Source organism: Microbacterium sp. NPDC076895 (genome assembly GCF_040687115.1).
In the GTDB taxonomy this organism is placed as follows: Bacteria; Actinomycetota; Actinomycetes; order Actinomycetales; family Microbacteriaceae; genus Microbacterium.
In genome coordinates, this window is sequence record NZ_JBFBMQ010000011.1 from 21,942 (window position 1) to 46,922 (window position 24,981).

Consider the following 24,981-nt stretch of genomic DNA (forward strand, 5'->3'; position numbering starts at 1 on the left):
GATAGTCCTGATGCCCGGCGCGGCGTCAATCGACGAGCGCCGCAGCGAAAACGTGGGGGGTGAACCCGGTGAGATCGCCGATTCCTTCGCCCTGCCCGAGGAGCTTCACCGGAATGCCCGTGCGCTCCTGCACGGCGAGGACGAAACCGCCCTTCGCCGACCCGTCGAGCTTCGTGAGAACGAGTCCGGTAACGCCAGCGTGCTCGAGGAACGCCTCGGCCTGCATGACCCCGTTTTGGCCCGTTGTCGCATCGAGGACGAGGAGCACTTCGCTGATCGGCGCTTGCTTCTCGATCACCCGGCGGATCTTGCCGAGCTCATCCATCAGGCCACCCTTGGTGTGGAGGCGCCCTGCCGTGTCGACGAGCACGATCTCCGTGCCGGTGTTCTTCGCGTACTCGATCGTCTGAAAAGCCACGGATGCCGGGTCTTGCCCCTCATGCTGCGGCCGGACGATGTGCGCGCCCCCGCGCTCAGCCCACGTCGCGAGCTGATCGACGGCTGCCGCACGGAACGTATCGGCAGCCCCCACCACGACGCTGCGCTGGTAGCGGCGCAGGAAGTTCGCGAACTTGCCGATCGTGGTGGTCTTGCCCACACCGTTGACCCCGACCACGAGGACGACGGCCGGTCGCTCGGTGAGCTTGAGCGTGGTGTCGAACTTCGCGAAGTGCTCCTCGAGCGTCTCTTTGAGCATCCGCTGCAGGTCACGCGGATCGGTGGTCCGATAGCGATCGACCTTCTCGCGAAGCTCATCGACGATGCGCTCGGTGATGTCGGGACCGAAGTCGGCAGTCAGAAGTGCCGTCTCGAGGTCCTCCCACGTCGTTTCATCGATCGTGGGTTTGACGAACATGCCGCGAAGCGCTCGTCCGAGCGACCAGGATGATTCGGCCATAGCTCCAGCCTACGGTCAGCTGGCTGCGCGATCGGCGATCCGCTGCCCGACGACCGCGGAGACGCCGTCCTGCCGCATCGAGACGCCGTAGAGGGCGTCGGCGATCTCCATCGTTCGCTTCTGGTGCGTGATGACGATCAGCTGGCTGCTGCCGCGCAACTGCTCGAACACGCCGAGCAGGCGACCCAGGTTCGCATCATCGAGGGCAGCCTCCACCTCGTCGAGGATGTAGAACGGGCTCGGCCTCGCCTTGAAGATCGCCGTCAGCAACGCCACCGCCGCAAGTGATCGCTCGCCACCGGAGAGCAGCGAGAGCCGTTCGATCTTCTTCCCGACGGGTCGCACCGCAACCTCGATTCCCGTGGTCAACGGGTTGTCGGGATCGGTCAAGCTCAGGCTTCCAGAACCCCCGGGGAACAGGACGGGGAAGACCTCATCGAAAGCGGTCCGTGTGTCTTCGAACGCAGCGAGGAAGATCGTCTGCATCCGCTCGTCGAGGTCGTCGATGATCGTCACGAGGTCTTTACGCGTGCTCGTGAGGTCGGCGAGCTGCTCGGTGAGGAACGTGTGCCGCTGCTCAAGCGCGGCGAACTCCTCGAGCGCGAGCGGATTCACCCGCCCCAATTGGGCGAGTTTGCGCTCAGCATCCTGGAGTCGCTTGCGCTGATGTGCGCGGTCGAAAGTCGCCGGCTCCTCGCCGTCGTCGGCGGGAATCGGTTGATCGGGGCCATATTCGGAAATGAGAATGTCTTCGTCAAGGCTCAGTTCCGATCGTGCCCGGTCGAGAATGCTCGTGACGTGAAGCCGCTTCTCGTGCATCTGCAGCTCGAGCCCATGAACGCTCTCGGTCAGCCCGGCCAGACGCTCCCTCACGGCCGCCTCGTCGGCACGGACTGCCGACAACTCCGACGTCACGGCCGAGCGCGCAGACTCTGCCTCCGCCAGCTCGAGACGCGCTGCCGAGACTGACCGGTCGACCGAATCGAGAACGGCAGGCAGGGTCGCCGCGACGTCGGCGGCAACCTGACGTTGACGTCGACGGATGACCGCACGACGGGCGGCTTCGGCAGCAGCCGCAGCCTCACGTTCACGCTGGCGCTCGAGCTGCTGCACACGCGCCTGTCCGGCACGAACGCGCTCGCGGAGCGTCTCGACCTCGAGTCGCGCCCGCATCTCGTGCTCTCGTGCTCCCTCGAGCGCCTCGAGAAGCCCGTCACGCGCCGACGCGTCCAGGATGGGGCGCGGCGCCTCAAGTGCATGCTGCAACTGCGTCTGTGCCGACGCTGCGGCAGCCGCTGCATCGTCCCGTGCGGTCTGCGCCTGCGCAAGCCCTGCCTCAAGCCGCTCGCATTCCGCGCTGGCAGCCTCCAGCTGCACCGTGGCTCGGTTGACGTGCTCCGCGTGCGCGGCCACTGCCGCATCATGCTCGCGCAACCGCGTCAGCGCAGCACTCGTGTGCCGTTTGGCTTCTTCGGAGGCGGCCCGCGCATCGGCGAGCGCTTCCCGGAGGGAGTCGGCCACCACGACCAGCTCATCGCGACGCTCGGCAGCAGCGTCCCGTTCGGCCAGAAGCTCGAGGCGCGATCGTGATGCTCCGGCACCCGCGCGCAGCGTCGAGCCGGTAAAGACCTCTCCGGCTCTGGTGACGACGGTGATGGTGCGAGGGTCGGCAACGACTGAGGGCGCGCTCCTGCGAACCGCGTCGAGATCATCCGCGATGAGAACGCGCGTCAGAAGCGCGATTACACCTGCGGGACCCGTGACGACATCCGCGGCGGGGCGCAGCGGATCGAAACCCGACAGATCGTCAGCTGTGCCGGCGACCTCACCGATGACGAAATCGACCACTCCACGATCGGCATCGCGCACGCGCTCGGCAAGCGCGAAGCCATCCTCGAGGCTGTCAACCAGCACACCTTCGGCGCGGGGACCGAGTACCGCGGCAATGGCAGCCTCGTAGCCAGGAGTGATCTGGATGGCGTCGCCGACCAAGCTCCGAACCCCGGGGGCACCCTCAGCGATGAGGTCGGCCGAGGCATTCTTGACGCCCAGCGCACGCGTCAGTGCGGTGGTCTGGGCGGTGAGCGCTTCGATCTCGCGCTCGGTGCCGTGAAGGCGCTCACGCAACTCCGAGACCCGGGTCTCGGCATCCGTCGCCCGGCGGCCCGCCTCGTCGTATTCAGCGGCGTACTGCGCCGTGCTGCCCTCGGGGACAAGCTCGGGATCGACCCCGGCAAGTTCGGCTGCTGCAGACTCACGGCGGGCCGTGGCAGCGTCCAGCGCGCGCTGCTGGCGCGCCAGGCCGTCATCGATGGCCGCGAGTGCAGATTCTGCCGCGTCCGCGGAGCCCCGCAGCGCGGTGAGCTTCATCTCATGCTGCGAAACCAACGCGCTCTGCTCGGCGATGTCGACGTCCAGCGCATCCAGTTCGGCGCGAGCCCGCATGACGTCGCGGGCAGCCTCGGATGCCGCGTCCTCGGCATCCAGGAGCCCTGCAGACACCTCATCGATCTCAGCCCGCGCGTCATCGATCATCGCGCTCGTGACGGTACGGACTGCCGCACTGTCGTCGTCTGCCGATTCCCCGAGAAGGGTCAACCGTTGCCCGGCGAGCGAGTACAGCCCACGCAGACGCTCCTGCACACGCTCGAGCGAAAACAGCACGCGCCGCGCACCGTCGACAGCCTCGGAGCGCTGCTCCGCCTCGAGCTGAGCGATTCGGACCCGCAGCTGATCCGACCGGTCCTGCAGCACAAGCCGCTCGGCGTGGCGCTCGTGCTCGGCACGCATGTGGTCAGCCAGCTCCGCTCGCAGACCGACCAGTTCGTCAGCGATCAAGCGAGCCTTCGCGTCGCGCACGACAGCGGCGATCGTGGCAGCTTCCCGGGCGATCTCGGCCTGACGGCCCAGCGGCTTGAGCTGTCGGCGAAGCTCACCAGCCAGATCGCTCAGGCGTGTGAGGTTGGCCTCCATCGCCTCAAGCTTGCGAAGCGTCTTCTCTTTGCGGCGCCGATGCTTGAGGATGCCGGCGGCCTCCTCGATGAAGCCGCGTCTGTCCTCGGGTGAAGCCTGCAGAACGGTGTCGAGGCGGCCTTGCCCCACGATGACGTGCATCTCACGGCCGAGGCCCGAATCACTCAGGAGCTCCTGCACGTCGAGCAGGCGGCATCCTTCCCCGTTGATCGCGTACTCGCTCGCTCCATTGCGAAACAGCGTTCGACTGATCGTGACCTCGGAGTACTCGATCGGCAAGACACCGTCGCTGTTGTCGATCGTGAGCTGCACCTCGGCGCGACCCAGCGGCCCGCGCGTCGAAGTACCGGCGAAGATGACGTCTTCCATCTTTCCGCCGCGCAGTGTCTTGGCGCCCTGCTCCCCCATCACCCAGGCCAGCGCATCGACGACGTTGGACTTACCAGACCCGTTGGGGCCGACGATCGCGGTCACCCCCGGTTCGAAAGCGAACGTGGTCGGCTGGGCGAACGACTTGAACCCCTTGAGCGTGACGCTCTTCAGGTGCATGCGCGTTCCTTCCCGACCTGTGGCGTATCGACCCCACGTCCGACCGTCGACCTACGGTACCCTGCTGCGACGCTTCCCCGAGGGAGCCAGGCCCAGGACGGGCGACACGCCCGGATGACCACGAATTCTGGGAGCTTGCTTGACGAAGGCGGGTTCGACCCGCTAGCGTCTCAGATCGCGACACGTCACGAGAGGAGGACAGCCATGATGATTCGCACTGCAGTGTTTGGACACACCCCGTTGCGCGTGCCCATGGGACTGACCTCCCCGGGATTGCTCGCCGCTCCCACCGCCGCCTAAAGCGCGCTGGTCGAGCCACCGGACCTCATCGGTTCCGGTCACACGGACCCACCGTCCGTTCACTTCTCCGCGTCTGCGCTGACCGTCACGTCAGCGCACTGATGCCTCCCCGCTGCATGTCGGAACATCACCGGCATCCGCAGCTGACCGAAGGTCTCTCATGTACACGACACTCGAGCCCGTCGAGGCTCTCACCACCCACCCCCAGGTCCGTCGACATCTGACGGTTGCCGAGCGCGCGAGTCTGCGGATCGCCGTCTGGGTGCTCACGCAGCACCTTCGTCGTGCTGCTTCCCGGGAACAGCGCGAGGTCGCACGCCTCCGGTACGAGCAGGAGCTGGCACGCGAAGAGCGTGCGGCTCACGCCCTGCGCCTGGCTGCTTGGCACCTGAACGCCCGCTGATCGAAGGATCCGACGTGACCACCGCAACACCCGACATCCGGCCCCTCGCCATCCCGAGCAGCCTCAACGCCCCCGAGGCGGCGGACTTTCTCGAGATGGTGAGGGTCCGCAACATCGTCTACGACGAGATCAGCGGCAATCGAGACGAAGAACTCGAACCCGCAGTGCTCCTCCCCCACTACCAACCATCCGCATTTGAGCAGCGGCTCATCTGGGGCGTCTGGAACGACGACGAGTTCGTCGGACGCGCAGGGCTTGATCTTCCCCACGATGGCGATGCCACCGTCGCCTACGCGCAGATCGAACTGCGCCGCCACGCCTGGAGCCGCGGCACCGGAAGCACGGCGCTCGGCATCCTCGAAGCCACCGCGGCCAAGAACGGCCGCCGCATCATCCAGTCATGGATCGAGCACCCAACGGCAGACGGTGAGCAGGTGACACCGCCGACCGGCTTCGGGCGGATTCCCCTCGATCACGCTGCCCGATTTGCGCTCCGCCACGGCTACGCACTGGAGCAGGTCGAACGTAAGAGCATCCTCGACATTTCGGCCACCAGCGTCGAGCTGGTGGGCGAGCTCCATGAGCAGGCATCGGCGGCCGCAGCCGGATACGACATCGTCTCGTGGCACCCACCGACTCCTCCGGAGTTCGTGACCGACTACGCCTGGATGAAGTCGCGGATGAGTGTGGACGCACCGAGCGCGGGAATGGAGATGGCGGAGGAGAGCTGGGACGCTGCCAGGATTGTCGAACACGACACTCACTGGATCGACGGGGGCCGCGACGTGCTCATCGTCGCGGCACGCGATCGCGGGTCCGGCCGACTCGTGGCCTTCACCGAGCTGGCGTCGAGCCCCGGTCACCCCGTGACGCACCAGGAGGACACGCTCGTGCTTCGCGAGCACCGCGGTCACCGACTCGGCATGCTGATCAAGACCGCTGCGCTTCTTCTGTGGCGTGATCTCGCGCCGCACACGCAGCGGATTCTCACCTACAACGCCGAAGAGAACCGGCCGATGCTGGCCGTGAACGAAGAGATCGGGTTCCGCCCGGTCGCCTACATCGGCGCGTGGAAGAAGACGCTTACGCTGTGAGCCGGGGCGGTCGTTGGCAGTGCGGGCAGAAATGGCTTGAGCGGTTCGTGAACGATACCTTCACGATCGGGGCACCGCACCGTGCGCACGGCTGGCCGGTGCGACCGTACGCGTTCAGGGAGTGCGCGAAGTAGCCGGCCTGCCCGTTCACGTTGACGTACTGTGCGTCGAAACTCGTGCCGCCCTCCGCGAGAGCTTTCTCCAGCACGGCCCGCACTTCGGCGATCAGGCGGTAGACGGCGCGAGTACTCAGGTCCGAAGCCCGCGTGTCGGGGTGGATTCGCGCTGCCCACAACGACTCGTCGGCGTAGATGTTTCCGATGCCCGAGACCACGGTTTGGTCAAGCAGCACGCGCTTGATCGCCGACGCCTTGTGCTCCAGGGTGCGGCGAAAGGCCCGAAGGTCGAATCCCGGATCCAGAGGATCCCGCGCGATGTGCGCGACCTGAGCCGGGACGAGTGCGTCGTCAGTGCCGTATCCGCCCGCACGTGCGTCGGCAGTGTCCTGAAGAGAATCGATCGCGAGCGAACCGAACGTGCGTTGATCAGCGAACACCACCGCGAGATCGCCATGCTCCGGATGCCGGATGTCGAGCCGCACGCGCTCGTGCCGCTCTGGAGGCGCCCCGGAAGGCCGCAGCAGCATCTGCCCGCTCATACCGAGGTGCGCGACCAGAGCTTCGGTGGGCACCGCGCCCGGAGCGCCGGGGGCTAGCGGGATCCACAGGAACTTGCCCCGTCTTGCCGGGCCCCCCAGGGTGCGGCCGAGGAGCCGAGCCTCGAAGTCCAACGCTCCCGGCGGATGCCGCGTCAGCGCGCGACCATCGATGACGGTGGCTGACTCGATGACGGCATCCGTAACCGCCGGCGCGAGACCGGCGCGGACGACCTCGACCTCAGGAAGTTCAGGCATCGTTCTCGGGCATCGTGCTCAGGCATCGCGTTCGGGGAGCGAGATCACGTGCGCGCGGTGAGGTCGCGCCAGGCCCGGAGGGCAGCAGCCATCTCGGCGTGCTTCTTGCTGGTCCCGACGCCCTCAGCGCGGTGATCACCGACGACCACGATCGCGGTGAAGCGGCGGTCATGATCGGGCCCCGTCGATGAGACCTCATACGCCGGCGGGGCAACGCTACGACGGGCAGCAAGCTCCTGCAGCGCCGTCTTGGGATCGACGGCGGCTCCGTAGCGGTCTGGATCGGACAGCAGCGGCTCGATCAGGCGAAGAACGAGGTCGGATGCCGCATCCGGGCCCGCCGACAGATAGGTGGCCCCGAAGACGGCTTCCATGGTGTCGGCCAAGATCGAGTCCTTCTCCCGGCCTCCGGTCTGCTCCTCGCCTCTCCCGAGCTTGACGTACGCGCCGAGATCGATGCCGCGGGCAACCTCTGCCAGCGCGACGGTCGACACCACGGCTGCGCGCCGCTTGGCGAGCGAACCCTCGTCGAGTTCGGGATGCGCGCGGAACAGCCGCACGGTCACGGCCTGGCCGAGCACGGAGTCGCCGAGGAACTCGAGCCGTTCGTTGTGGGGCACTCCGCCGTTCTCGTAGGCCCAGGACCGGTGGGTCAGTGCCAGCGCGAGAAGCTCGGGGTCGATGTCGACCCCGAGCTTCTGCGCGAGTTCAGCGGACTCGCGAGTCGTCACGTCGCTGCGACGCTCAGACGTCGGCGACCTTGCGGCCCTTGTATTCGAGGAACAGCTCGGTGCCCTGCGAGTCGGTGACGACCTTCGCCTGGTGCGGACGGCTGTAGACGGTCTTGCCGTTCTCGACGGTCTTGACGAGGGTGGGCGCATCGGCCTTCCACTGCGCACGGCGCGAGCGGGTGTTCGAACGCGAGACCTTGCGCTTCGGGGGGTTACCAGCCATTGTTCAGCTCTTCTCTTTCTTCTCGGCAGCCACTCACGCGCGTGCGTCGTGGTCGCCGTGGTCTGTGGTGTCGTCCTGGGTGGTGTAGCCCTGGAGCGCCGCCCACCGGGAATCGATGGGTTCGCTCGCGGGCGAACCGGTGCTCTCGGTCAGTCGCTCACCCGTGACCGGATCAAGGCCGGGGCAATCCGGCTGACACACCGGCTGAAATGGAAGCGACAGGACTACCGCATCCCTGACCAGAGTTTCAAGATCCACGTGGTCGTCTTGAACCTCGAAGTCAGTTTCTTCCTGCCCAGGATACGCGAAAAGCTCCTGGAACGCGACGCGGACGCCTTCGGCGACCTCATTGAGGCACCGTCCGCACACGCCGGTGTACTCGGTGTCGACCTCGCCGGTGGCGAGGATCCCCTCGTGCACGCTCTCCACCCGGACATCAAGAACGATCGGTTCGCCCTCCGCGACCGAGACCAACCCTTCGCCCCACTTCTGCGGCGCCGGGATCTCGAGGGAGAACTCTCGCATCTCGCCGGGACGGTGCGTGATGTCACGGACGGGGACCACGAACGGTCCGGAGTGCTGCCTACTCACGGGGGACCATGCTACCCGCGTGAGAGGGAACGGGCTCGATGACGGCTCAGAGGTCGTGGCCGCCGGTGTGCAGGAATCGAGCGACCGCGGGCGGTACGTACGCCGAGACGTCACCGCCGAGGGCTGCTACCTGTCGCACAAGCGAGCTCGACACCATCGCGTGCGACGGATCGGGCAGCAAGAAGACGGTCTCCACGTCCGCGAGATCGCGGTTCACGACGGCCATGGGCACTTCGTAGACGACATCAGCCTGCGAGCGAATGCCCTTCACGAGAACTCCGGCATTGACATCGCGCGCGTAGTCCACGAGCAGCCCCACACTCCAGGAGGCAACGACAACGCTGCCCTCGATGTCGGCCTCGGCGATGGATTGCTCCAGCAGTGACAGCCGCTGCGCAAGCGGCAGCATCGCCTCTTTGCCCGGGTTGTGAACGACAACAACGTGCAACTGGTCGTAGAGTCGCGCCGCACGGCGGATGACGTCGAGGTGACCCCGCGTCGGCGGATCGAAGGAACCCGGAACCACGGCGATCCGACTGTTCATGCCTCCACCCTATCGGGGGTCAGCATCAGTTCTTGGCGAGAGCCGCACGCTCCTGCTGACCAACCCGCCGTTCGATCTCGTCCGAAAGCGGACGGTGAGACAGCAACGCCGGATCGGCCGCGAGGATGTCTTCAGCAGCCGCCCGGGCGCGGGCGATGAGGTCGGCATCCGTCACGACGCGCAGGAGGCGCAGCGACGACCTCGCGCCGGACTGCGCTGCGCCCAGCACGTCCCCCTCGCCGCGCAGTTCGAGATCGACTTCGGCGAGGGCGAACCCATCGAGGGTCGCCGCCACAGCCTCCACGCGCGCACGCCCCGACGTTCCCTGCTCGCTCTCGGTGACGAGCAGACACAGTCCGGGCACAGAGCCCCGGCCGACCCGGCCGCGAAGCTGGTGCAACTGGGAAACCCCGAAGCGGTCGGCCTCGAGAATCACCATCGTCGACGCGTTGGGAACATCCACGCCCACCTCGACGACGGTCGTTGCGATGAGAACGTCGATGCTCCCTGCGGCGAAGGCCTGCATGACAGCATCCTTCTGTTCCGCGGGCATCTTGCCATGGAGGATCTCGACCGTGAGGTTCTCGAACGCCGGATGCCGCGAGAGCAGTTCGGCGACCTGCACGACCCCCCACCGCGTCTTGCGCGACGAGCCATCCCCCGTCGCTTCGCCAGAGTCGACCGCGGGAACATCGGCTACCTCGTCTGCCGCTGGCTTGCCCGCTGCGGCGGCATCGATTGACGGGCACACGACGAAGGCCTGACGACCCTGGGCCACTTCTTCGGCCACGCGCTCCCAGACACGTGCGAACCAGGCGGGGCGGTCGGCGATCGGGGCGACGAAGGACTCGATACCGGCGCGACCGGCGGGCATTGAGCGGATCGTGGAGACGTCGAGGTCGCCGAAGACGGTCATCGCAACCGTTCGGGGAATCGGCGTGGCTGTGAGCACGAGAGCGTGCGGCGTCGTCCCTTTCGCGCGCAACGCCTCACGCTGGTCCACACCGAACCGGTGCTGCTCGTCGACGACGACCAGCCCCAGGTCAGCGAAGGTTGTCGCGTCGCTGAGGAGCGCGTGCGTGCCCACGACGATGCGCGACTGCCCGGATGCGACGCGCAGCGCCACCCGGCGTCGCTCAGCCGCTGTCAACTGACCCGTCAGCAGTGTCGGCATGAGCTCGACCGCCAGCTCGGGACCGAGCATCCGCGCGATCGAGCGCAGGTGCTGCGAAGCGAGAACCTCGGTCGGAGCGATGAGGGCGGACTGGCCGCCGCTCTGGGCCACCTGCAGCATCGCGCGCAGCGCCACGAGCGTCTTGCCCGACCCGACCTCGCCCTGAACGAGCCGATTCATGGGCCACTCGCCCACCAGATCGCGGGAGATCTCATCGCCGACCGACACCTGATCGGGGGTCCGGGTGAACGGTAGCGCTGCGTCGAAGCGTTCGAGGAGCGCGCCCGGCTCTCGCCGGGTCGCCGACATCGCCCGCACGAACTGGCGCTGCTGCAGAAGCGCGGTCTGCAGAACGAGGGCCTCATGCCAGCGCAGGGTCTGCCTCGCCGGCTCCACCTGATCCGGGAAGTCGGGCCGGTGGATGCGATCGAACGCCATGCGATACGACAGCAGACCGTGGGCCCGCCGCAGATCCTCGGGCAGCGGCTCGGGCAGCTCGTCGAGCCCGTCGAGAACCATCCCCACGAACTTCGCGATCTGCCAGCTCGCCAGCGACGCGGTAGCCGGGTAGATCGGCACGGGAAGGTTCGCGGTGGCTTCGGCCGTCGCCCGTGCGCGGTCTTCGTCGTCGAACAGCTCATAGTCCGGGTGGGCAAGCTGCAACGACCTTCGGTACTCCCCCACCTTGCCCGCAAACACCCCGCGCCGGCCGGGCGTGAGCTCTTTCATCCGCCACGACTGGTTGAAGAAGGTCAGGGTGAGTTCCCCGTTGCCGTCACTGATCACCACCTCGAGCAGGGATCCTCGGCGGTTTTGCATCCGCCGCTCGGAGGCCCTGCGGACCTCCGCAACGATCGTGACAGGTTCGCCGATCGGCAGGGACGCGATGGGCGTGAGCTCTCCCCGTCGGGCATAGCGACGCGGGTAGTGCTCGAGCAGGTCACCGACGGTGCGCATTGCGAAAGCTCGCTCGAGCGCTTTGGCCGTCTTACCGCCGAGCGCGCCATCCAGTCGCGACGACAGCGTGAGGGCGACCATGCTCCTGAGTTTAGGCAGAGCATCCGACGCGCGGACGCCGAGGCTGCGCCCTGCCGGTTTGTACAGTGGACGGGTGACACGGATCATCGCCGGCGCCGCCGGCTCCCTGACCCTCGAGGTTCCGGGAAGCGGCACGCGGCCGACCAGCGACCGAGTCCGCGAATCGATCTTCGGCTCGCTCGATGCCGCTGACGCCATCGCCGGCGCGCGGGTGCTCGACCTCTACGCCGGGTCGGGGGCGCTGGGGCTTGAGGCACTCAGTCGGGGCGCGACATCCGTCGACCTCGTCGAGAAGTCTCCGCGGGCAGCGAGCGTCATCGAACGCAACGCTCAGCGCGTGCGGCACGCTGCCGGCGGCGCGTCCCGCGTGCATCGAACCTCAGCGGATGCCTACCTCGCAGCCGCGCACGAACCGTACGCGCTGGTCTTCATCGATCCGCCGTACGACCTGGGCGAGGAGGACCTGACCCAGGTTCTCCGGCTGCTCGTCCCATCGCTAGCTCCGGACGCGATCGTCGTGACCGAGCGTGCAGCACGATCCCCCGAGCCCGCCCTTCCCGCCGGGCTCACGATCGAGCGCCACCGGCGGTACGGAGACACGGCAGTGTGGTGGCTCAGTCGTGTGGCAAACGTCGCTGACGCGGACGATCAGCCCCGCGACGCATCCCAGTCGCGATAGGGATCCCAGCCACCGCTGCCCTCATAGCGGGCACCGTCGACCAGCACCGGCGACTCCCCGTACTCGCGAACCACCCCGATGACCTGGAAGCCGTCGGGCACGGCATCCGTCGTCGGGAAGGTCGCCAGGAGGCCGTGGTCCTCGCCGCCGGAGAGTGCGTCGTCGGGGTGCGGGCCGAGCGCATCCCGATGCAGGTCGAGAGTGACACCGGATGCCGTCGCCATTCGCCCGGCGTCAAGAACGAGTCCGTCCGACAGATCCATCATGGCCGTCGCACCCGCCATCGCTGCCCGCACCCCGTCGGCGATGTGCGGTGAAGGCCGAAGCTGCGCGTCGAGCTCCCGACCTTCCTCGCCCGTGAGACCGGACCGGTCAACCGCGATCGGGTTGCCAGCGGCATCCCGGAAGCGGTCGAAGAGCAGACGCAAGCCGCGAGCGGCATCCCCGAGACGCCCTGTGGCGGCGACGACGTCTCCGACCTGTGCTCCCGATCGACGCACCGCGGGGCGACCCTCAAGGGTGCCGAGCGCGGTCACGGCGATGGTGAGCACATCAGACACGGTGAGATCGCCGCCCTCCACGACGCAACCCGGCGCGAGAGCTTCACACCCGGCACGAAGCCCGCGGGCAAGATCGACGACGAAAGACACTCGGGTGGCGTCGGGCATTGCGAGCGCGACCAGGAGCGATGTCGGGCGCGCGCCCATCGCCGCGATGTCTGCGAGATTGACCGCCGCGGCCTTCCATCCGAGATCGAAGCCGCCCGACCAGGCAAGGCGAAAGTCCGGACCGTGCACGAGCGTGTCGACCGTCGCGACGACACGTCCATCGTCCGCGGTCAGCACTGCTGCGTCATCCCCCGGCCCCACCTCGGCCGCGGAAGGTCCGAGCTCCCTCAGAATCACTGACAGAATCTCGCCCTCGGAGAGCTCACCGACCGACGCATCCTGCATCGTCCCACGCTACCGCGGCGGTAGATTGGACCAATGCCTTTCGCACGCCGCGCCATCGCCGTGACGGTCACGTGCGCGACGAGCATTCTCGCCCTCGCTGCCTGCAGCACGACGGTTTCGCTGCAGCCGGCACCCGATGCGAACAATCCGCACTGTGCTGACGTGACCGTCCGGTTCCCCCAGACCCTCGACGGTTTCGAGCGGCGATGGACGGATGCGCAGGCGACTGGCGCCTGGGGCGAGGGCGGCAGGAGCAACATCCTCGTATCCTGCGGCGTCGATGTCCCCGGTCCGACGACCCTTCCGTGCTCGACGCTCAGCGGTGTCGACTGGATCGTCGACGACGCCGACGCGCCGTACTACCGGATCACCTCCTTCGGCACGGATCCGGCAGTGGAGGTCTATCTCGATAGCGAGACAGTCTCCAGCGCGGAGGTACTCGACGCTCTCGGGAACATCATCGTTGACACGCTGCCCGTCAACGGCCTGCAGTGCACTGACCAGGCCACCGGCTCCTCATCCGCAGTGGGCTGACTCCGGGTCGGCTTGGATGCGTAGCGGTCAGGTGCGCGCGAGGGCGGTGTCCAGAAGGTCGCTGATCAACTCGGCGTAGGTCATTCCCGAGGCGATCCAACACTTCGGGAACATCGAGATCGGCGTGAAGCCGGGCATCGTATTCAACTCGTTGACGTAGATCCCCGCCGGAGTAAGGAAGAAGTCGACGCGCGCGAGTCCCCGCCCGCCGACGGCATCGAAGGCGCGGATCGCCGCTGCCTGCAAGGCAGCGATCTCATCATCCGTGAGCACGGCAGGACACACGACCTCGGCTCCGTCACCGCCGAGGTACTTGCCCTCGAAGTCGTAGAACTCACGTGTGGTCAACACGATCTCGCCCGGCAGCGACGCGCGCGCTGGCGCGCCCGGCGTCTCGAGCACGGCTACCTCGATCTCGCGCCCGACGATCGCGGTCTCAACGAGCGCCTTGTCATCCTCGGCGAGCGCAAGCTCGACGGCGGCGTCGAATTCGTCCCAGTCGTGGACTTTGGAGACACCGACGCTGGAGCCTGCCCGCGACGGCTTGACGAAGTTCGGCACGCCGAGCGTGCGGGCAGCCTGCCGCGCGGCATCCGGATCCGAAGCCCAGGAGTCGCGCGTGATCGTGATCCACGGCGCGACTGTCACACCGGATGCCTGCAGCACGATCTTCATGAAGTGCTTGTCCATGCACAGCGCCGAATCCAACACGCCGCCTCCCGCGTACGGGATGCCCAGGGTGTCGAGAAAGCCCTGGACTGTGCCGTCTTCGCCGTGGACTCCGTGAAGAATCGGCAGGACCACGTCGAGCGAGCCGAGCGTGTCAACAGTGCCGTCTGCGCGGCGCACGCGCAGCACGCGGTCGGCACCACCTTCGGGCCAGAGCACGCGGGTGCCGTTGTCACTCACCTCGGGAAGGTGCGCGGCATCGAGGGCGAACTTGTCGGGGTCATCCTCTTCGAGGACGAAGACGCCGTCGCGGGTGATGCCGACCGGGATGACGCGAAAGCGCTCACGGTCGAGTGCCCGCAGCACCCCTCCCGCCGTGACGGAGCTGATCGAGTGCTCGCTGGAGCGACCGCCAAACAGCACCGCCACCGTCGCCTGTGCCATTCTGCGTCCTCTCGCCCTGGGGTTCGTCGTCGTCCGTTGTGAGGTGTGGCGCGATGTCCTTGGGGTTCATCGTGCCGTCCAGAACCATCTTCACCTGCTCGACGATGGGCATGTGGATGCCCGACTCCGCGGCAAGTGCCAGGACCGGGGCAACGGAGGCAAGACCTTCGGCGGTCTGCTCCATCTGCTTCACCACGTCCTGGAAGCTGTATCCCTGACCGAGAAGTCGGCCGGCCGTGTTGTTCCGGCTGAGCGGGGACTGGCAGGTGGCGATCAGATCACCGAGCCCCGCGAGTCCCTGGAGGGTCGCGGGGTGCGCGCCCTGAGCGACGGCGAAGTCCGTCATCTCGACGAGGCCGCGCGTGATGATCGAGGCCTTCGTGTTCTCGCCGTAACCGACGCCATCCACGATTCCGATCGCCACGGCTATCAGGTTCTTGAGCACGCCGCCGAATTCTGTGCCCACGACATCCGTGTTCACGAACGTCCGGAAATACGAGTTGCGGGCACGCCGGGCGACGGCATCCGCTGTCTCCTGGCTGCTGGATGCGATGACCGCCGCTGTGGGCTGCTCCTTCGCGATCTCCAGGGCCAGGTTGGGGCCGGATGCGACGGCGATAAGGTCCGGATCGCATCGCAGTTCCTGCTCGATCACCTGACTCATCCGCAGGCCGCTCTTGCGCTCGACACCCTTCATGAGCGACACGACGGGAACGCCGGCATCGGCGATGAGGGGACGGATCGTCTTGAGATTCTGACGAAGCGCTTGGCTCGGCACTGACAGATAGATCTGCTCTGCTCCCGCGAGCGCCTCTTCCAGGCGAGAGGTCGCTGTCATGAACCGAGGGAGATTGATGCCCGGGAGGTAGTGGCTGTTGCGCTTGGCCTCCGTGATCTCGGCGGCAAGTTCAGGGCGCCGAGCCCACATCGTGACCTGGGCGCCACCGTCGGCAAGGATCTTGCCGAACGTGGTCCCCCAACTACCAGCACCGACCACCGTCACCCGGGGACGCGCGGCATCCGCTTTACGACTCAAGGCGCCCGGTCTCCTTCTGCCCGTGGGAAGCCGGATCCCAGCGCTCGGCGGGCGGAGTCTGTTCGCGCAGCACGCCCTCGAGACGAGCAATCTCGGCCATCAGCAGGTCAGTCGCTGCGACAAGGGCGGATGCCTCGCGGGTGCGTCCCACGAACGCCGAGAGATCCAGAGGGTCTCCCACGAGAACGCGCACACGCTTACGCAGCGGCCACAGGCTCAGCTTGCCGTAGCGCGGCAGGATGCGCTGCACGCCCCAGTGGGCGACAGGGATCAGTGGGATGCCGCCCTCGAGGGCCAGCCGTACGGCACCGGTCTTGCCACGCATGGGCCACAGGTCGGGGTCACGGGTGAGGCTGCCCTCGGGGTAAACGATCACCCCGCGACCCTCCTCCACCAGGTGCTCTGCCTGGGCCATGGTCTGCTTGGCAGAGCCTGCAGACGACGCCCGCGCAACCGGGATCATGCCCGTGGCACGAAGGACCGCACCGAGGACAGGAATTCGGAACAGACTCTCCTTCGCCATGAAGCGCGGCGCCCGTCCCATCCCCCACACCGCTCGCGCGACGATGATCGGGTCGAACTCACTCATGTGGTTCGGCGCGAGGACGAAGGCACCCTCGCGGGGCAGCTTGTGGCCGTCGTCGATGTCCACCCGCGCCACGATTCCCAGCAACGGCACCACTATCGCTGCCAGCGGCCAGAAGACACTGGGCCGCGTCTTCTCCGAGGAGGCTCGCGGTTTGGGGTCGCCCATATCAGCCGACGATATCGAAATCTGCGCCGAGTGCCGAAAGCTTGGTGAAGAGCTTCTCGTACCCGCGGCTCAGGATCCCGACGCCGCGGACGGTTGACTCTCCGTCGGCAGCAAGGGCTGCGATCAGGTGGCTGTAGCCGCCACGGAGGTCGGGGACGACGACGTCGGCGCCGTGCAGCGGTGTGGGGCCGGTCACGACAGCAGCCTGCTCCAGAGCGCGCCGCGGAACGCGACGGTACGGCGCATCCAGGCCATCGCGGTGCACGACGATGCTGGCGCCCATCTTGTTCAAGGCGTCAGTGAACCCGAACCGGTTCTCATACACGGTCTCGTGCACGACCGACTCGCCCTCGGCCTGCGTGAGCGCGACGATGAGTGGCTGCTGCCAGTCGGTCATGAACCCGGGGTGCACGTCCGTCTCGACGATGACCGGCTTGAGCGGCCCACCGCGGCGGAACTGGATGCCGTCCTCGCGCACATCGAACCAGCCACCAGCCTTGCGGTAGATGTTCAAGAAGGTCAGCATCTCCTGCTGCTTCGCGCCCTCGACGAAGATGTCACCGTCGGTGGCGAGTGCCGCGGACGCCCAGGACGCTGCTTCGTTGCGGTCGAAGATGCAGCGGTGGTCGTATCCCGTGAGCGCATCGACACCCTCGATGAGGATGACGCGGTTGGGCTCGTAGGAGATGATCGCGCCCATCTTCTGCAGTACGGCGATGAGATCCATGATCTCGGGCTCGATTGCCGCACCCCGAAGCTCGGTCACTCCAGCAGCGCGAACGGCAGTCAACAACACCTGTTCGGTCGCGCCGACACTCGGGTACGGCAGCTCGATGTTCGCGCCGTGCAGCCCCTCCGGCGCCGAGAGACGGATGCCGGTCGGCAACTTCTCGACGACGGCGCCGAACTGGCGGAGTGCGTCCAGGTGGAAGTTGATCGGACGGTCGCCGATGCGGCATCCGCCGAGGTCCGGGATGAACGCCTCGCCGAGCAGGTGCAGCAGCGGGCCGCAGAACAGGATCGGAATCCGGGAGGCACCGGCGTGAGCGTCGATCTCTTCCATGTGGGCCGAGACGGCATCCGTCGGATCGAGCACGAGCGAGCCCGGCTCAGCTCCGTCCGTGACCTTCACACCGTGGACTTCGAGCAGGGAACGGACCACCCGGACGTCGCTGATCTGCGGCACATCACGCAGGGTGCTCGGCGAATCGCCGAGCAGGGATGCCACCATCGCCTTGGTCGCGAGATTCTTCGCACCCGTGACAGTCACCCGTCCGCGCAGCGGGCGTCCGCCGCGCACCAGCAGCACCTCGCCGGCCGGTTCGGTACCTGCCGCCTGCGCGGCTTCATCGCTCAGAAGCATCTTCATCCGGGATGGACCTCACTTATATCTCGGCACCGCGAGACCGATCGGGTCTGCTGATGCCTCGGTAGTCGGCTACGGAACGGGGAGGGTTCGCGGCCGCCAGGATGCGCGGCGCGACTCGAACTGGGTGATCGCTTCTTCGTTTCGCAGTGTGAGCCCGATATCGTCGAGCCCCTCCAGGAGCCGCCATCTAGTGTAATCGTCGATGTCGAAAGCGACCTGAAGGTCGCCGATCGTCGCAGTGCGCGCCTCGAGATCCACGGTCATCTGCACGCCCGGGTCGGCATCGATCACGCCCCAGATCGCCTCAAGATCGCTCTCGCTGATGACGCCGGTGAGTAAGCCCTGCTTGCCCGAGTTGCCGCGGAAGATATCCGCGAACTTGGGGCTGAGGACCACCCGGAAGCCATAGTCACGTAGCGCCCAAACGGCGTGCTCACGACTGGATCCGGTGCCGAAATCAGGGCCGGCAACGAGGATGGAAGCGTTCGCGAACGTCGGCTGGTTCAGGATGAACTCGGGGTCCTGACGCCAGTTGGCGAACAGCGCATCCTCGAAGCCCGTCTTCGTGACGCGCTTGAGGTAGACGGCTGGGATGATCTGATCGGTGTCGACGGCCGAGCGCTTCAGTGGAGCGACGACACCGGTGTGGGTGACGAACTTGTCCATGTCAGGCCTCCGCTCCGCTTGTCACGACCGATTCACTGGTCTCGATCGGGTCGAGATCGCTCGGGCTCGACAGCGTGCCTCGCACTGCGGTCGCCGCCGCGACCAGGGGCGACACCAGGTGGGTGCGCCCACCCTTGCCTTGGCGACCTTCGAAATTCCGATTGGAGGTCGACGCGCACCGCTCACCCGGAGCCAGCTGGTCGGGGTTCATGCCCAGGCACATCGAGCACCCGGCAAACCGCCACTCTGCGCCGAACTCGGTGAAGACCTTGTCCAGGCCCTCGGCCTCTGCCTCCAGCCGGACGCGAGCAGACCCAGGAACGACCATGACCCGCACGTTCTCGGCCTTCGTGCGCCCCTTGATGATCGACGCGAACGCGCGTAGGTCTTCGATGCGGCTGTTGGTGCACGAGCCCATGAACACGGCATCCACCGGAACCTCCTTCAGAGGCGTCCCGGGAACCAGGTCCATGTACTCGATGGCGCGCTCCGCGGCGGCACGCTCGTTCGGGTCGCTGAACGACTCGGGCGAGGGGACGCTGTCACTGAGTGACACACCCTGGCCGGGGTTGGTCCCCCACGTGACGAACGGCTCGAGTTCGTTCGCGTCGATGAAGACCTCGGCGTCGTAGACGGCACCCTCGTCGCTCGGGAGCGTGCGCCAGTACGCGACGGCATCCTCCCAGTCCTGGCCCTTCGGGGCGTGAGGGCGTCCTTCGAGGTACGCGAAGGTGGTCTCGTCGGGTGCGACCATTCCTGCGCGGGCGCCGGCCTCGATCGACATGTTGCAGATCGTCATCCGGCCCTCCATCGAGAGCGACCGGATGGCGGAGCCGCGGTACTCCAGGACGTAGCCCTGGCCACCGTTGGTGCCGATCTTCGCGATCACGGCCAGGATGATGTCCTTGGCCGTCACGCCGGGCTTGAGCTCACCCTCGACCGTAATCGCCATCGTCTTGAAGGGCTTGAGCGGCAGCGTCTGGGTCGCGAGCACGTGCTCGACCTCGCTCGTGCCGATGCCGAAGGCCATGGCACCGAAGGCACCGTGCGTCGAGGTGTGGGAGTCGCCGCAGACGACAGTGATGCCGGGCATCGTCAGGCCGAGCTGCGGACCGACGACGTGAACGATGCCCTGTTCCTTGTCGCCGAGCGAATGCAGACGCACCCCGAACTCTTCGGCGTTACGACGCAGGGTTTCGATCTGGGTGCGGCTGGTGAGATCCGCGATCGGCTTGTCGATGTCGAGCGTCGGCGTGTTGTGGTCTTCGGTCGCGATCGTGAGATCAAGACGGCGCACCGGACGCCCCTCGGCTCGAAGACCATCGAAGGCCTGCGGGCTCGTGACCTCGTGCACCAGGTGCAGATCGATGTAGATCAGGTCGGGCTGGCCGTTCTCGCCCTTCACGACCAGGTGGTCGTCCCATACCTTTTCAGCCAAGGTACGGGGGTGATCGGGAATGCCGACGTCAATGGATTCGCTCATGAGCTCTTTCGTTCCAGGAAAGTGTGGTTCAAGCCCGCGACGAAACTCCGCGACGGGGATGGCCTGAGAACTAGGACCCGTCGCGGCCGCTAAGAAGGAGGCGAGCGATCCGCATTCGCTCAGACTACCACCGGTGTCAGGCGCGCTCGTCGGGGCTCTCGGTCGGTGCCGGAGCGTCCACCGTCGAGGGTGTGCCCTTCTCCTGCGCGACGACGGATGCCGCATCCGCCGCCCCAGCGGGTTCTGCCTGACCTGCAACGCGACGCTCCCGCGAGGATGCCACGAGGCTCGCGACAGTGGCCACAACCATCGAAATCACGATGACGCCGAGTGACATGAGCGTCGAGATCTCAGGCGCCCAGTCGATCGGCTCTCCCCCGTTAATGAACGGGAGCTCGTTCACGTGCATCGCGTGAAGGAACAGCTTCACGCCGATGAAGGCAAGGATGAACGCGATGCCGTAATGCAGGTAACGGAGGCGGTCAAGCAGATCGCCGAGCAAGAAGTAGAGCTGGCGCAGCCCCATGAGAGCGAAGATGTTCGCGGTGAACACGATGAAGGCGCTCTGGGTGATGCCGAAGATCGCGGGGATCGAATCGATCGCGAAGATGAGGTCGGTCACGCCGATCGCGACGAACACGATGATCATCGGCGTGAACATCTTCTTGCCATCGACCACGGTGCGGATCTTCGCGCCGTCGTAGTGGTCGCTGATGTCGACAGTGCGTCGCACCAGCCGAACGATGAAGTTCTCTTTCTTCACGTCTTCGTCATGATCCGCGCCAGGGAAGGCCTGCCGGTACGCGGTCCACACGAGGAACGCGCCGAAGATGTAGAAGACCCAACTGAAGTTCTCGATGATCGCGGCACCGGCGAGGATGAACAGGCCCCGCAGGACAAGGGCGATGATGATGCCCACCATCAGCACTTCCTGCTGATACCGGCGGGGCACCGCGAACTGGCTCATGATCAGGACGAAGACGAACAGGTTGTCGATCGACAGGCTGTACTCGGTTAGCCATCCGGCGACGAACTGTCCGGCGTACTCGCCACCGGCTATCAGCCACATCACCCCCGCGAAGATCAAAGCGAGGGTCACGTAGAAGACCACCCAGAGCGTCGATTCACGCGTCGACGGAATGTGCGGGCGCTTGAGGATGATGAGGAGGTCGGCGAGCAAGATCAGCGTCAGAACGACAAGAGATCCGATCTCGAACCAGAGCGGGAGGGTGAGATCCACGAGGGCCTTTCACAGCAAGCGGGCAGGTGCATGCACCGAAAGTCTCTCCCCCGCCGCGTGGCGGTGCGCGCCCGGGGCCGCCGGCCCGTGATGACGAACGCGCAAGAACGGGATACTCCCTCTCGCTCCCCCAGGATAGCGGCACTCAGGTACCCGCCCCCGTCTCGAGGGTCGAGCGCAGCGGAACCTCCTTGATGAAGGCCACGATGACCAGACCCGCGAGGACCATCGGGATCAACATCGCGAACACCGGGGTGAGCGCGTCGTTGTATGCACCGACGATGATCTCGCGGATCTGATCGGGCAGCGCATTGACTGCTGCAGGTGTGAACGAATTCGCATCCCCGGTATCCGCGCCCGCGGGCATCCGCTCCGTGAGCAGTTCCGTCAGCCGCGACGTGAAGATTGCGCCCACGACGGCACCGCCCAGCGAGGCGCCGATCTCGCGGAAGAAGTTGTTCGAGGCCGTCGCGGTACCCACCTGCGAGTCGGGGAACGAGTTCTGTACGACCAGGATGAGGATCTGCATCGACAGACCGATTCCCGCACCGATGACGAACAGGTACGACATCAGCACCCACAGTGGCGTGTCGACGGTCAGCGTGGATAGGAGCCAGAGCCCTACCGCGATCACGATCATGCTCGCGATCGGCATCCACTTGTAACGCCCGGTCTTGGAGGCCAGGAAGCCTGTCGTGATCGCGCTCGACATCAGACCCGCGATCATCGGCAGCATCATGAAGCCCGAGACAGTGGCGTTGACGCCGGTCACCATCTGCAGATAGGTGGGCAGGTAGGCGAGTGTTCCGAACATGGCAACACCGATGAACAGGCCGGCCGAGGTCGCGAGCACGAAGTTTCGGGAGCGGAACAGTGAAAGCGGGATGATCGGCTCGGCAGCCTTGTATTCGGCCAGCACGAACAGTGCCGCGAAGACGACGGCGGTAGCGATCAGCCACAGGATGGTCGGCGAGTTCCAGTCGTACTCGGTGCCGCCCCACGAGGCGACCAGAATGATCGAGGTCACGGCGACCGCCATCGTGAGTGTGCCCCACACATCGAACCTGACCCTCACGGAATGCCGCGGGAGCTTCAGGAAAGCCGCTGCGAGCGCAATCGCGATCAGACCCAGCGGGACATTGATCCAAAACGCCCACCGCCACCCGACACTCTCGGTGAACCATCCGCCCAGCAGCGGTCCGGCGATGGAAGAGATGCCGAAGACAGCGCCCATGACGCCCATGTATTTCGAGCGCTCGCGGACGGGCACCACGTCGGCGATGATCGCCTGCGACAGGATCATGAGCCCACCGCCGCCGATCCCCTGCACGGTGCGACCGATGATGAGCCAGGTCATGTCCTGTGCGGCACCGCCGACGATCGATCCGAGAACGAACACCGACAGAGCGCCGATGAACAGCCCCTTCCGGCCGATGAGGTCGCCGAGCTTGCCATAGATCGGCATCATGATCGTCGCGGCCACCAGGTACCCGGTCGTCACCCACAGCATGTGGTTCACACCGTCGAGTTCGCCGACGATCGTGGGCAACGCCGTCGAGAAGATGGTTTGGTCCAGCGACGACAGCAGCATGGCCACGAGCAGGCCAGCGAATACGAGCAAAACGCGGCGCTTGTCGGTAGCTGCGGAAGCCTCCTCAACGACCGAATCGTCGAGAGCCACAGTCATTTCCGTCACACAACGATCATTCGCCGAATGCCGCTGTGGCGCGTCCCGCAGCCGCGGCATCTTCGCATACCGCGATCGCGGTACGCGAAGTCACTCCCCCGGCGTCAACAGCCCGGACTCGTAGGCGAGGATGACGAGCTGAGCGCGATCGTGAGCCTGGACCTTCGTCATGATGCGGTTCACATGGGTCTTGGCGGTGTGGGGCGAGATGAACAGGGCGTCGGCGATCTCCTGGTTCGAGAGGCCCCGCGCGACCATCAGAAGCACCTCCTGTTCGCGCTCGGTCAATGACGCGAGCGCCGGCGAGAGCTGCAGCCGCGAGGGAGCAGCGGGCGCGCTGACAAAGCGGTCGATGAGTGCCCGCGTCGCCGTCGGGGAGAGCAGCGCGTCGCCCACGTGAACCGAGCGCACGGCCCGCACGATGTCCTCGGGCTCTGCGCCTTTTCCGACGAAGCCGCTCGCACCGGCGCGAAGCGCTGAGATGAGGTTCTCGTCCTCTTCGAAGGTCGTGAGGACGAGAACCTTGGTCTGCGCGAGTGTGGGGTCCGAACAGATCTGGGCGGTCGCCGCGATTCCGTCGAGCTCAGGCATCCGGATATCCATGACGATGACATCCGGATGCAGCGCGCTGGCAAGTCTGACGGCTTCGAGTCCGTTGGAGGCTTGACCGACGACCGTGATGTCGTCGTGGGTGTCCAAAATGTCGACCACCGCCTGGCGGATCAGGGATTGGTCGTCCACGACCACGACAGCTGTCATTGCGTATCCTCCCGACTCAGCGGCAATCGCGCCTCGACCTTCCAACCGGCGGTTGCTGGGCCCGCGCTGACGGTACCGCGCACCGATGCCACGCGTTCCCGGAGTCCGACGAGGCCAAGGCCCGAACCTGCAGCGTCGCGCCCACGCGCGGTGCCGGTATCCATCGGGTTGGACACGGTGACGACGACGGCATCCTCACCGACGTGCACGAGTACATGTGCGCGGTGCTCGGTCCCGTGCTTGTGCGCGTTGGTCAGCGCCTCCTGGATCACGCGATATGCCACGTGGCTCACCGCACCCGAAACGCGGGCTGGGTCGCCCTCGATGCGCGTATGTACCTCGAGGCCGGATGCCGTGAACTGGTGCACGAGCTCCTCGAGGTGGTCAAGTCCACCCTGAGGTCGGGATGTCGAATCGGCCGCACCGTCGGCCCGCAGCATCGTCATGAGGTCGCCGATCTCGGCGAGAACGGTGCGCGCCGCAGCACGAATCGTGGCCAGAGATTCCTTCGCCTTCTCAGGGCGCGTATCAACCGCCGAGGAGGCCACACCTGCGTTGAGACTGATCACCGCGATCTGGTGCGCGACAGCGTCGTGCAGATCGCGGGCGATCCGCAGACGCTCCTCGCTCACCCGACGGCTGGCTTCGGCTTCCCGTGTTCGTTCAGCCCGCTCGGCTCGTTCCTGGATCGCCGCGATGTACGCACGTCGAGATCGCGCCCCGTCGCCCGCGGCTGTGCCGAGCGCGACGATGAGTCCGAACTGCAAGATGCGGGGATCGACAATGCTCCCCACCGAGCCGAGAAACGCCAGCAGGACGATAGCGGCTGTCGCGCACGCCCCCACCATAAAACCCCGACGCCTACTGCCTCGCGCGGCGACATGGAACACGGCGGCAGCCAGAGCCACCGCGATTCCGGGTGAGAGCGTGCCAGCGAGCGCCGCAGCCGCAAAGTCAACGAGGAGGGCGATGACGACTGCTAACGGCCATCGGCGGCGCCACGGCAGAATCGCGATCGGCAGCAGCACGAACACCAGCGCGACAGGGCTGCTCGCGGTGAACTCTTCGACGGGCGACGGGGCGAACGCCAACGCGACGACGATGAGCCCGAGGATCACGTCGGGCAGCCACACCGGCAGTCGCGGGTGTGGATCCACCGGCACCTCAGGCAGGTCGCTCTGCTGGCTCACGAGTCCAGTGTGCCGGACCGCCACACCCGCGACATCAGCTTCTCGCGGTAACCGTTTGTACCGCGGTCGCGGTATCGAAGTGTCCAC

23 protein-coding genes are annotated in these 24,981 nt (G+C 66.4%); 4 read left to right on the forward strand and 19 right to left on the reverse strand.

All coding sequences use genetic code 11. The features are described from left to right. Positions 1-25: 25 nt before the first annotated feature. Both ftsY and smc read right to left on the reverse strand, forming a co-directional pair. Complete coding sequence (ftsY, locus tag AB0O89_RS10540) at positions 26-898, reverse strand: signal recognition particle-docking protein FtsY (protein WP_363497219.1); 873 nt, start codon at positions 896-898, stop codon at positions 26-28. A gap of 15 nt (positions 899-913) precedes the next feature. Further along, the gene (gene smc / locus AB0O89_RS10545; RefSeq protein ID WP_363497222.1) at positions 914-4,420 is read right to left on the reverse strand and encodes a chromosome segregation protein SMC; all 3,507 of its coding nucleotides are present in this window, start codon (positions 4,418-4,420) and stop codon (positions 914-916) included. 460 nt (positions 4,421-4,880) lie between these two features. On the opposite strand from smc, the gene AB0O89_RS10550 reads away from it, so the two are divergent. Both AB0O89_RS10550 and AB0O89_RS10555 read left to right on the forward strand, forming a co-directional pair. Beyond that, the gene (locus AB0O89_RS10550; protein ID WP_363497225.1) at positions 4,881-5,123 is read left to right on the forward strand and encodes a hypothetical protein; all 243 of its coding nucleotides are present in this window, start codon (positions 4,881-4,883) and stop codon (positions 5,121-5,123) included. A gap of 14 nt (positions 5,124-5,137) precedes the next feature. Then, positions 5,138-6,217: a GNAT family protein gene (locus AB0O89_RS10555; protein WP_363497228.1), complete on the forward strand. Its 1,080-nt coding sequence runs from the start codon at positions 5,138-5,140 to the stop codon at positions 6,215-6,217. On the opposite strand, the gene mutM is transcribed toward AB0O89_RS10555, so the two are convergent. From mutM to AB0O89_RS10585, 6 genes are all read right to left on the reverse strand, one after another. Then, positions 6,207-7,130 (reverse strand): bifunctional DNA-formamidopyrimidine glycosylase/DNA-(apurinic or apyrimidinic site) lyase, encoded by a 924-nt coding sequence (gene mutM / locus AB0O89_RS10560; RefSeq protein ID WP_363497231.1) that lies wholly within the window; start codon positions 7,128-7,130, stop codon positions 6,207-6,209. The two genes, AB0O89_RS10555 and mutM, sit on opposite strands and share 11 nt — an antisense overlap. Positions 7,131-7,174: 44 nt before the next feature. After that, positions 7,175-7,861, reverse strand: coding sequence for a ribonuclease III (gene rnc, locus AB0O89_RS10565; protein ID WP_331791520.1), 687 nt, complete (start codon positions 7,859-7,861; stop codon positions 7,175-7,177). 13 nt (positions 7,862-7,874) lie between these two features. After that, positions 7,875-8,084 (reverse strand): 50S ribosomal protein L32, encoded by a 210-nt coding sequence (gene rpmF, locus AB0O89_RS10570; RefSeq protein ID WP_195691641.1) that lies wholly within the window; start codon positions 8,082-8,084, stop codon positions 7,875-7,877. 33 nt (positions 8,085-8,117) lie between these two features. Beyond that, the gene (locus tag AB0O89_RS10575; protein ID WP_300591203.1) at positions 8,118-8,609 is read right to left on the reverse strand and encodes a DUF177 domain-containing protein; all 492 of its coding nucleotides are present in this window, start codon (positions 8,607-8,609) and stop codon (positions 8,118-8,120) included. A 112-nt stretch (positions 8,610-8,721) separates the two neighbouring features. Then, entirely contained in the window at positions 8,722-9,219 is a 498-nt protein-coding gene (gene coaD, locus AB0O89_RS10580) for a pantetheine-phosphate adenylyltransferase (protein ID WP_292712420.1), read from the reverse strand. Between the two features lie 25 nt (positions 9,220-9,244). Continuing rightward, a complete protein-coding gene (locus AB0O89_RS10585; RefSeq protein WP_331791519.1) occupies positions 9,245-11,431 on the reverse strand; it encodes an ATP-dependent DNA helicase RecG in 2,187 nt (728 codons plus the stop codon). Between the two features lie 73 nt (positions 11,432-11,504). Between AB0O89_RS10585 and rsmD the strand changes: the two genes are divergently transcribed. Next, a complete protein-coding gene (gene rsmD / locus AB0O89_RS10590) occupies positions 11,505-12,110 on the forward strand; it encodes a 16S rRNA (guanine(966)-N(2))-methyltransferase RsmD (protein ID WP_363497236.1) in 606 nt (201 codons plus the stop codon). Here the strand turns inward: rsmD and thiL are convergent. Further along, a complete protein-coding gene (thiL, locus tag AB0O89_RS10595; RefSeq protein ID WP_331791517.1) occupies positions 12,080-13,063 on the reverse strand; it encodes a thiamine-phosphate kinase in 984 nt (327 codons plus the stop codon). The genes rsmD and thiL overlap by 31 nt on opposite strands. A 33-nt stretch (positions 13,064-13,096) precedes the next feature. On the opposite strand from thiL, the gene AB0O89_RS10600 reads away from it, so the two are divergent. Next, positions 13,097-13,597 carry a DUF3515 family protein gene (locus AB0O89_RS10600; protein ID WP_363497240.1) on the forward strand — a complete coding sequence of 167 codons (501 nt, stop codon included), beginning with the start codon at positions 13,097-13,099 and terminating at the stop codon, positions 13,595-13,597. 27 nt (positions 13,598-13,624) lie between these two features. Here AB0O89_RS10600 and AB0O89_RS10605 read toward each other — a convergent pair whose 3' ends face one another. The 10 genes from AB0O89_RS10605 to AB0O89_RS10650 form a co-directional block, all read right to left on the reverse strand. Continuing rightward, complete coding sequence (locus tag AB0O89_RS10605) at positions 13,625-14,710, reverse strand: D-alanine--D-alanine ligase family protein (protein ID WP_363497243.1); 1,086 nt, start codon at positions 14,708-14,710, stop codon at positions 13,625-13,627. Then, a complete protein-coding gene (locus tag AB0O89_RS10610) occupies positions 14,610-15,746 on the reverse strand; it encodes an NAD(P)H-dependent glycerol-3-phosphate dehydrogenase (RefSeq protein WP_363497247.1) in 1,137 nt (378 codons plus the stop codon). Before AB0O89_RS10610 ends, AB0O89_RS10605 begins: the two co-directional genes overlap by 101 nt. Further along, positions 15,736-16,500 carry a lysophospholipid acyltransferase family protein gene (locus AB0O89_RS10615; protein ID WP_363497250.1) on the reverse strand — a complete coding sequence of 255 codons (765 nt, stop codon included), beginning with the start codon at positions 16,498-16,500 and terminating at the stop codon, positions 15,736-15,738. The genes AB0O89_RS10610 and AB0O89_RS10615 overlap by 11 nt, the downstream gene beginning before the upstream one ends. 1 nt (position 16,501) lies before the next feature. Next, positions 16,502-17,869 carry a UDP-N-acetylglucosamine 1-carboxyvinyltransferase gene (gene murA, locus AB0O89_RS10620; protein WP_292712436.1) on the reverse strand — a complete coding sequence of 456 codons (1,368 nt, stop codon included), beginning with the start codon at positions 17,867-17,869 and terminating at the stop codon, positions 16,502-16,504. Positions 17,870-17,938: 69 nt separating this feature from the next. Continuing rightward, on the reverse strand, positions 17,939-18,535 hold the full coding sequence (gene leuD / locus AB0O89_RS10625) for a 3-isopropylmalate dehydratase small subunit (protein WP_341578803.1): 597 nt from the start codon (positions 18,533-18,535) through the stop codon (positions 17,939-17,941). Between the two features lies 1 nt (position 18,536). Beyond that, positions 18,537-20,018: a 3-isopropylmalate dehydratase large subunit gene (gene leuC, locus AB0O89_RS10630; RefSeq protein WP_363497254.1), complete on the reverse strand. Its 1,482-nt coding sequence runs from the start codon at positions 20,016-20,018 to the stop codon at positions 18,537-18,539. Between the two features lie 136 nt (positions 20,019-20,154). Beyond that, the gene (locus AB0O89_RS10635) at positions 20,155-21,258 is read right to left on the reverse strand and encodes a TerC family protein (protein ID WP_363497257.1); all 1,104 of its coding nucleotides are present in this window, start codon (positions 21,256-21,258) and stop codon (positions 20,155-20,157) included. Positions 21,259-21,403: 145 nt separating this feature from the next. Beyond that, positions 21,404-22,945 carry an MDR family MFS transporter gene (locus AB0O89_RS10640; RefSeq protein WP_363497397.1) on the reverse strand — a complete coding sequence of 514 codons (1,542 nt, stop codon included), beginning with the start codon at positions 22,943-22,945 and terminating at the stop codon, positions 21,404-21,406. A 90-nt stretch (positions 22,946-23,035) separates the two neighbouring features. After that, positions 23,036-23,704 carry a response regulator transcription factor gene (locus AB0O89_RS10645; RefSeq protein ID WP_363497260.1) on the reverse strand — a complete coding sequence of 223 codons (669 nt, stop codon included), beginning with the start codon at positions 23,702-23,704 and terminating at the stop codon, positions 23,036-23,038. Next, positions 23,701-24,894, reverse strand: coding sequence for a histidine kinase (locus AB0O89_RS10650; RefSeq protein ID WP_363497263.1), 1,194 nt, complete (start codon positions 24,892-24,894; stop codon positions 23,701-23,703). The genes AB0O89_RS10645 and AB0O89_RS10650 overlap by 4 nt, the downstream gene beginning before the upstream one ends. Positions 24,895-24,981 lie beyond the last annotated feature (87 nt).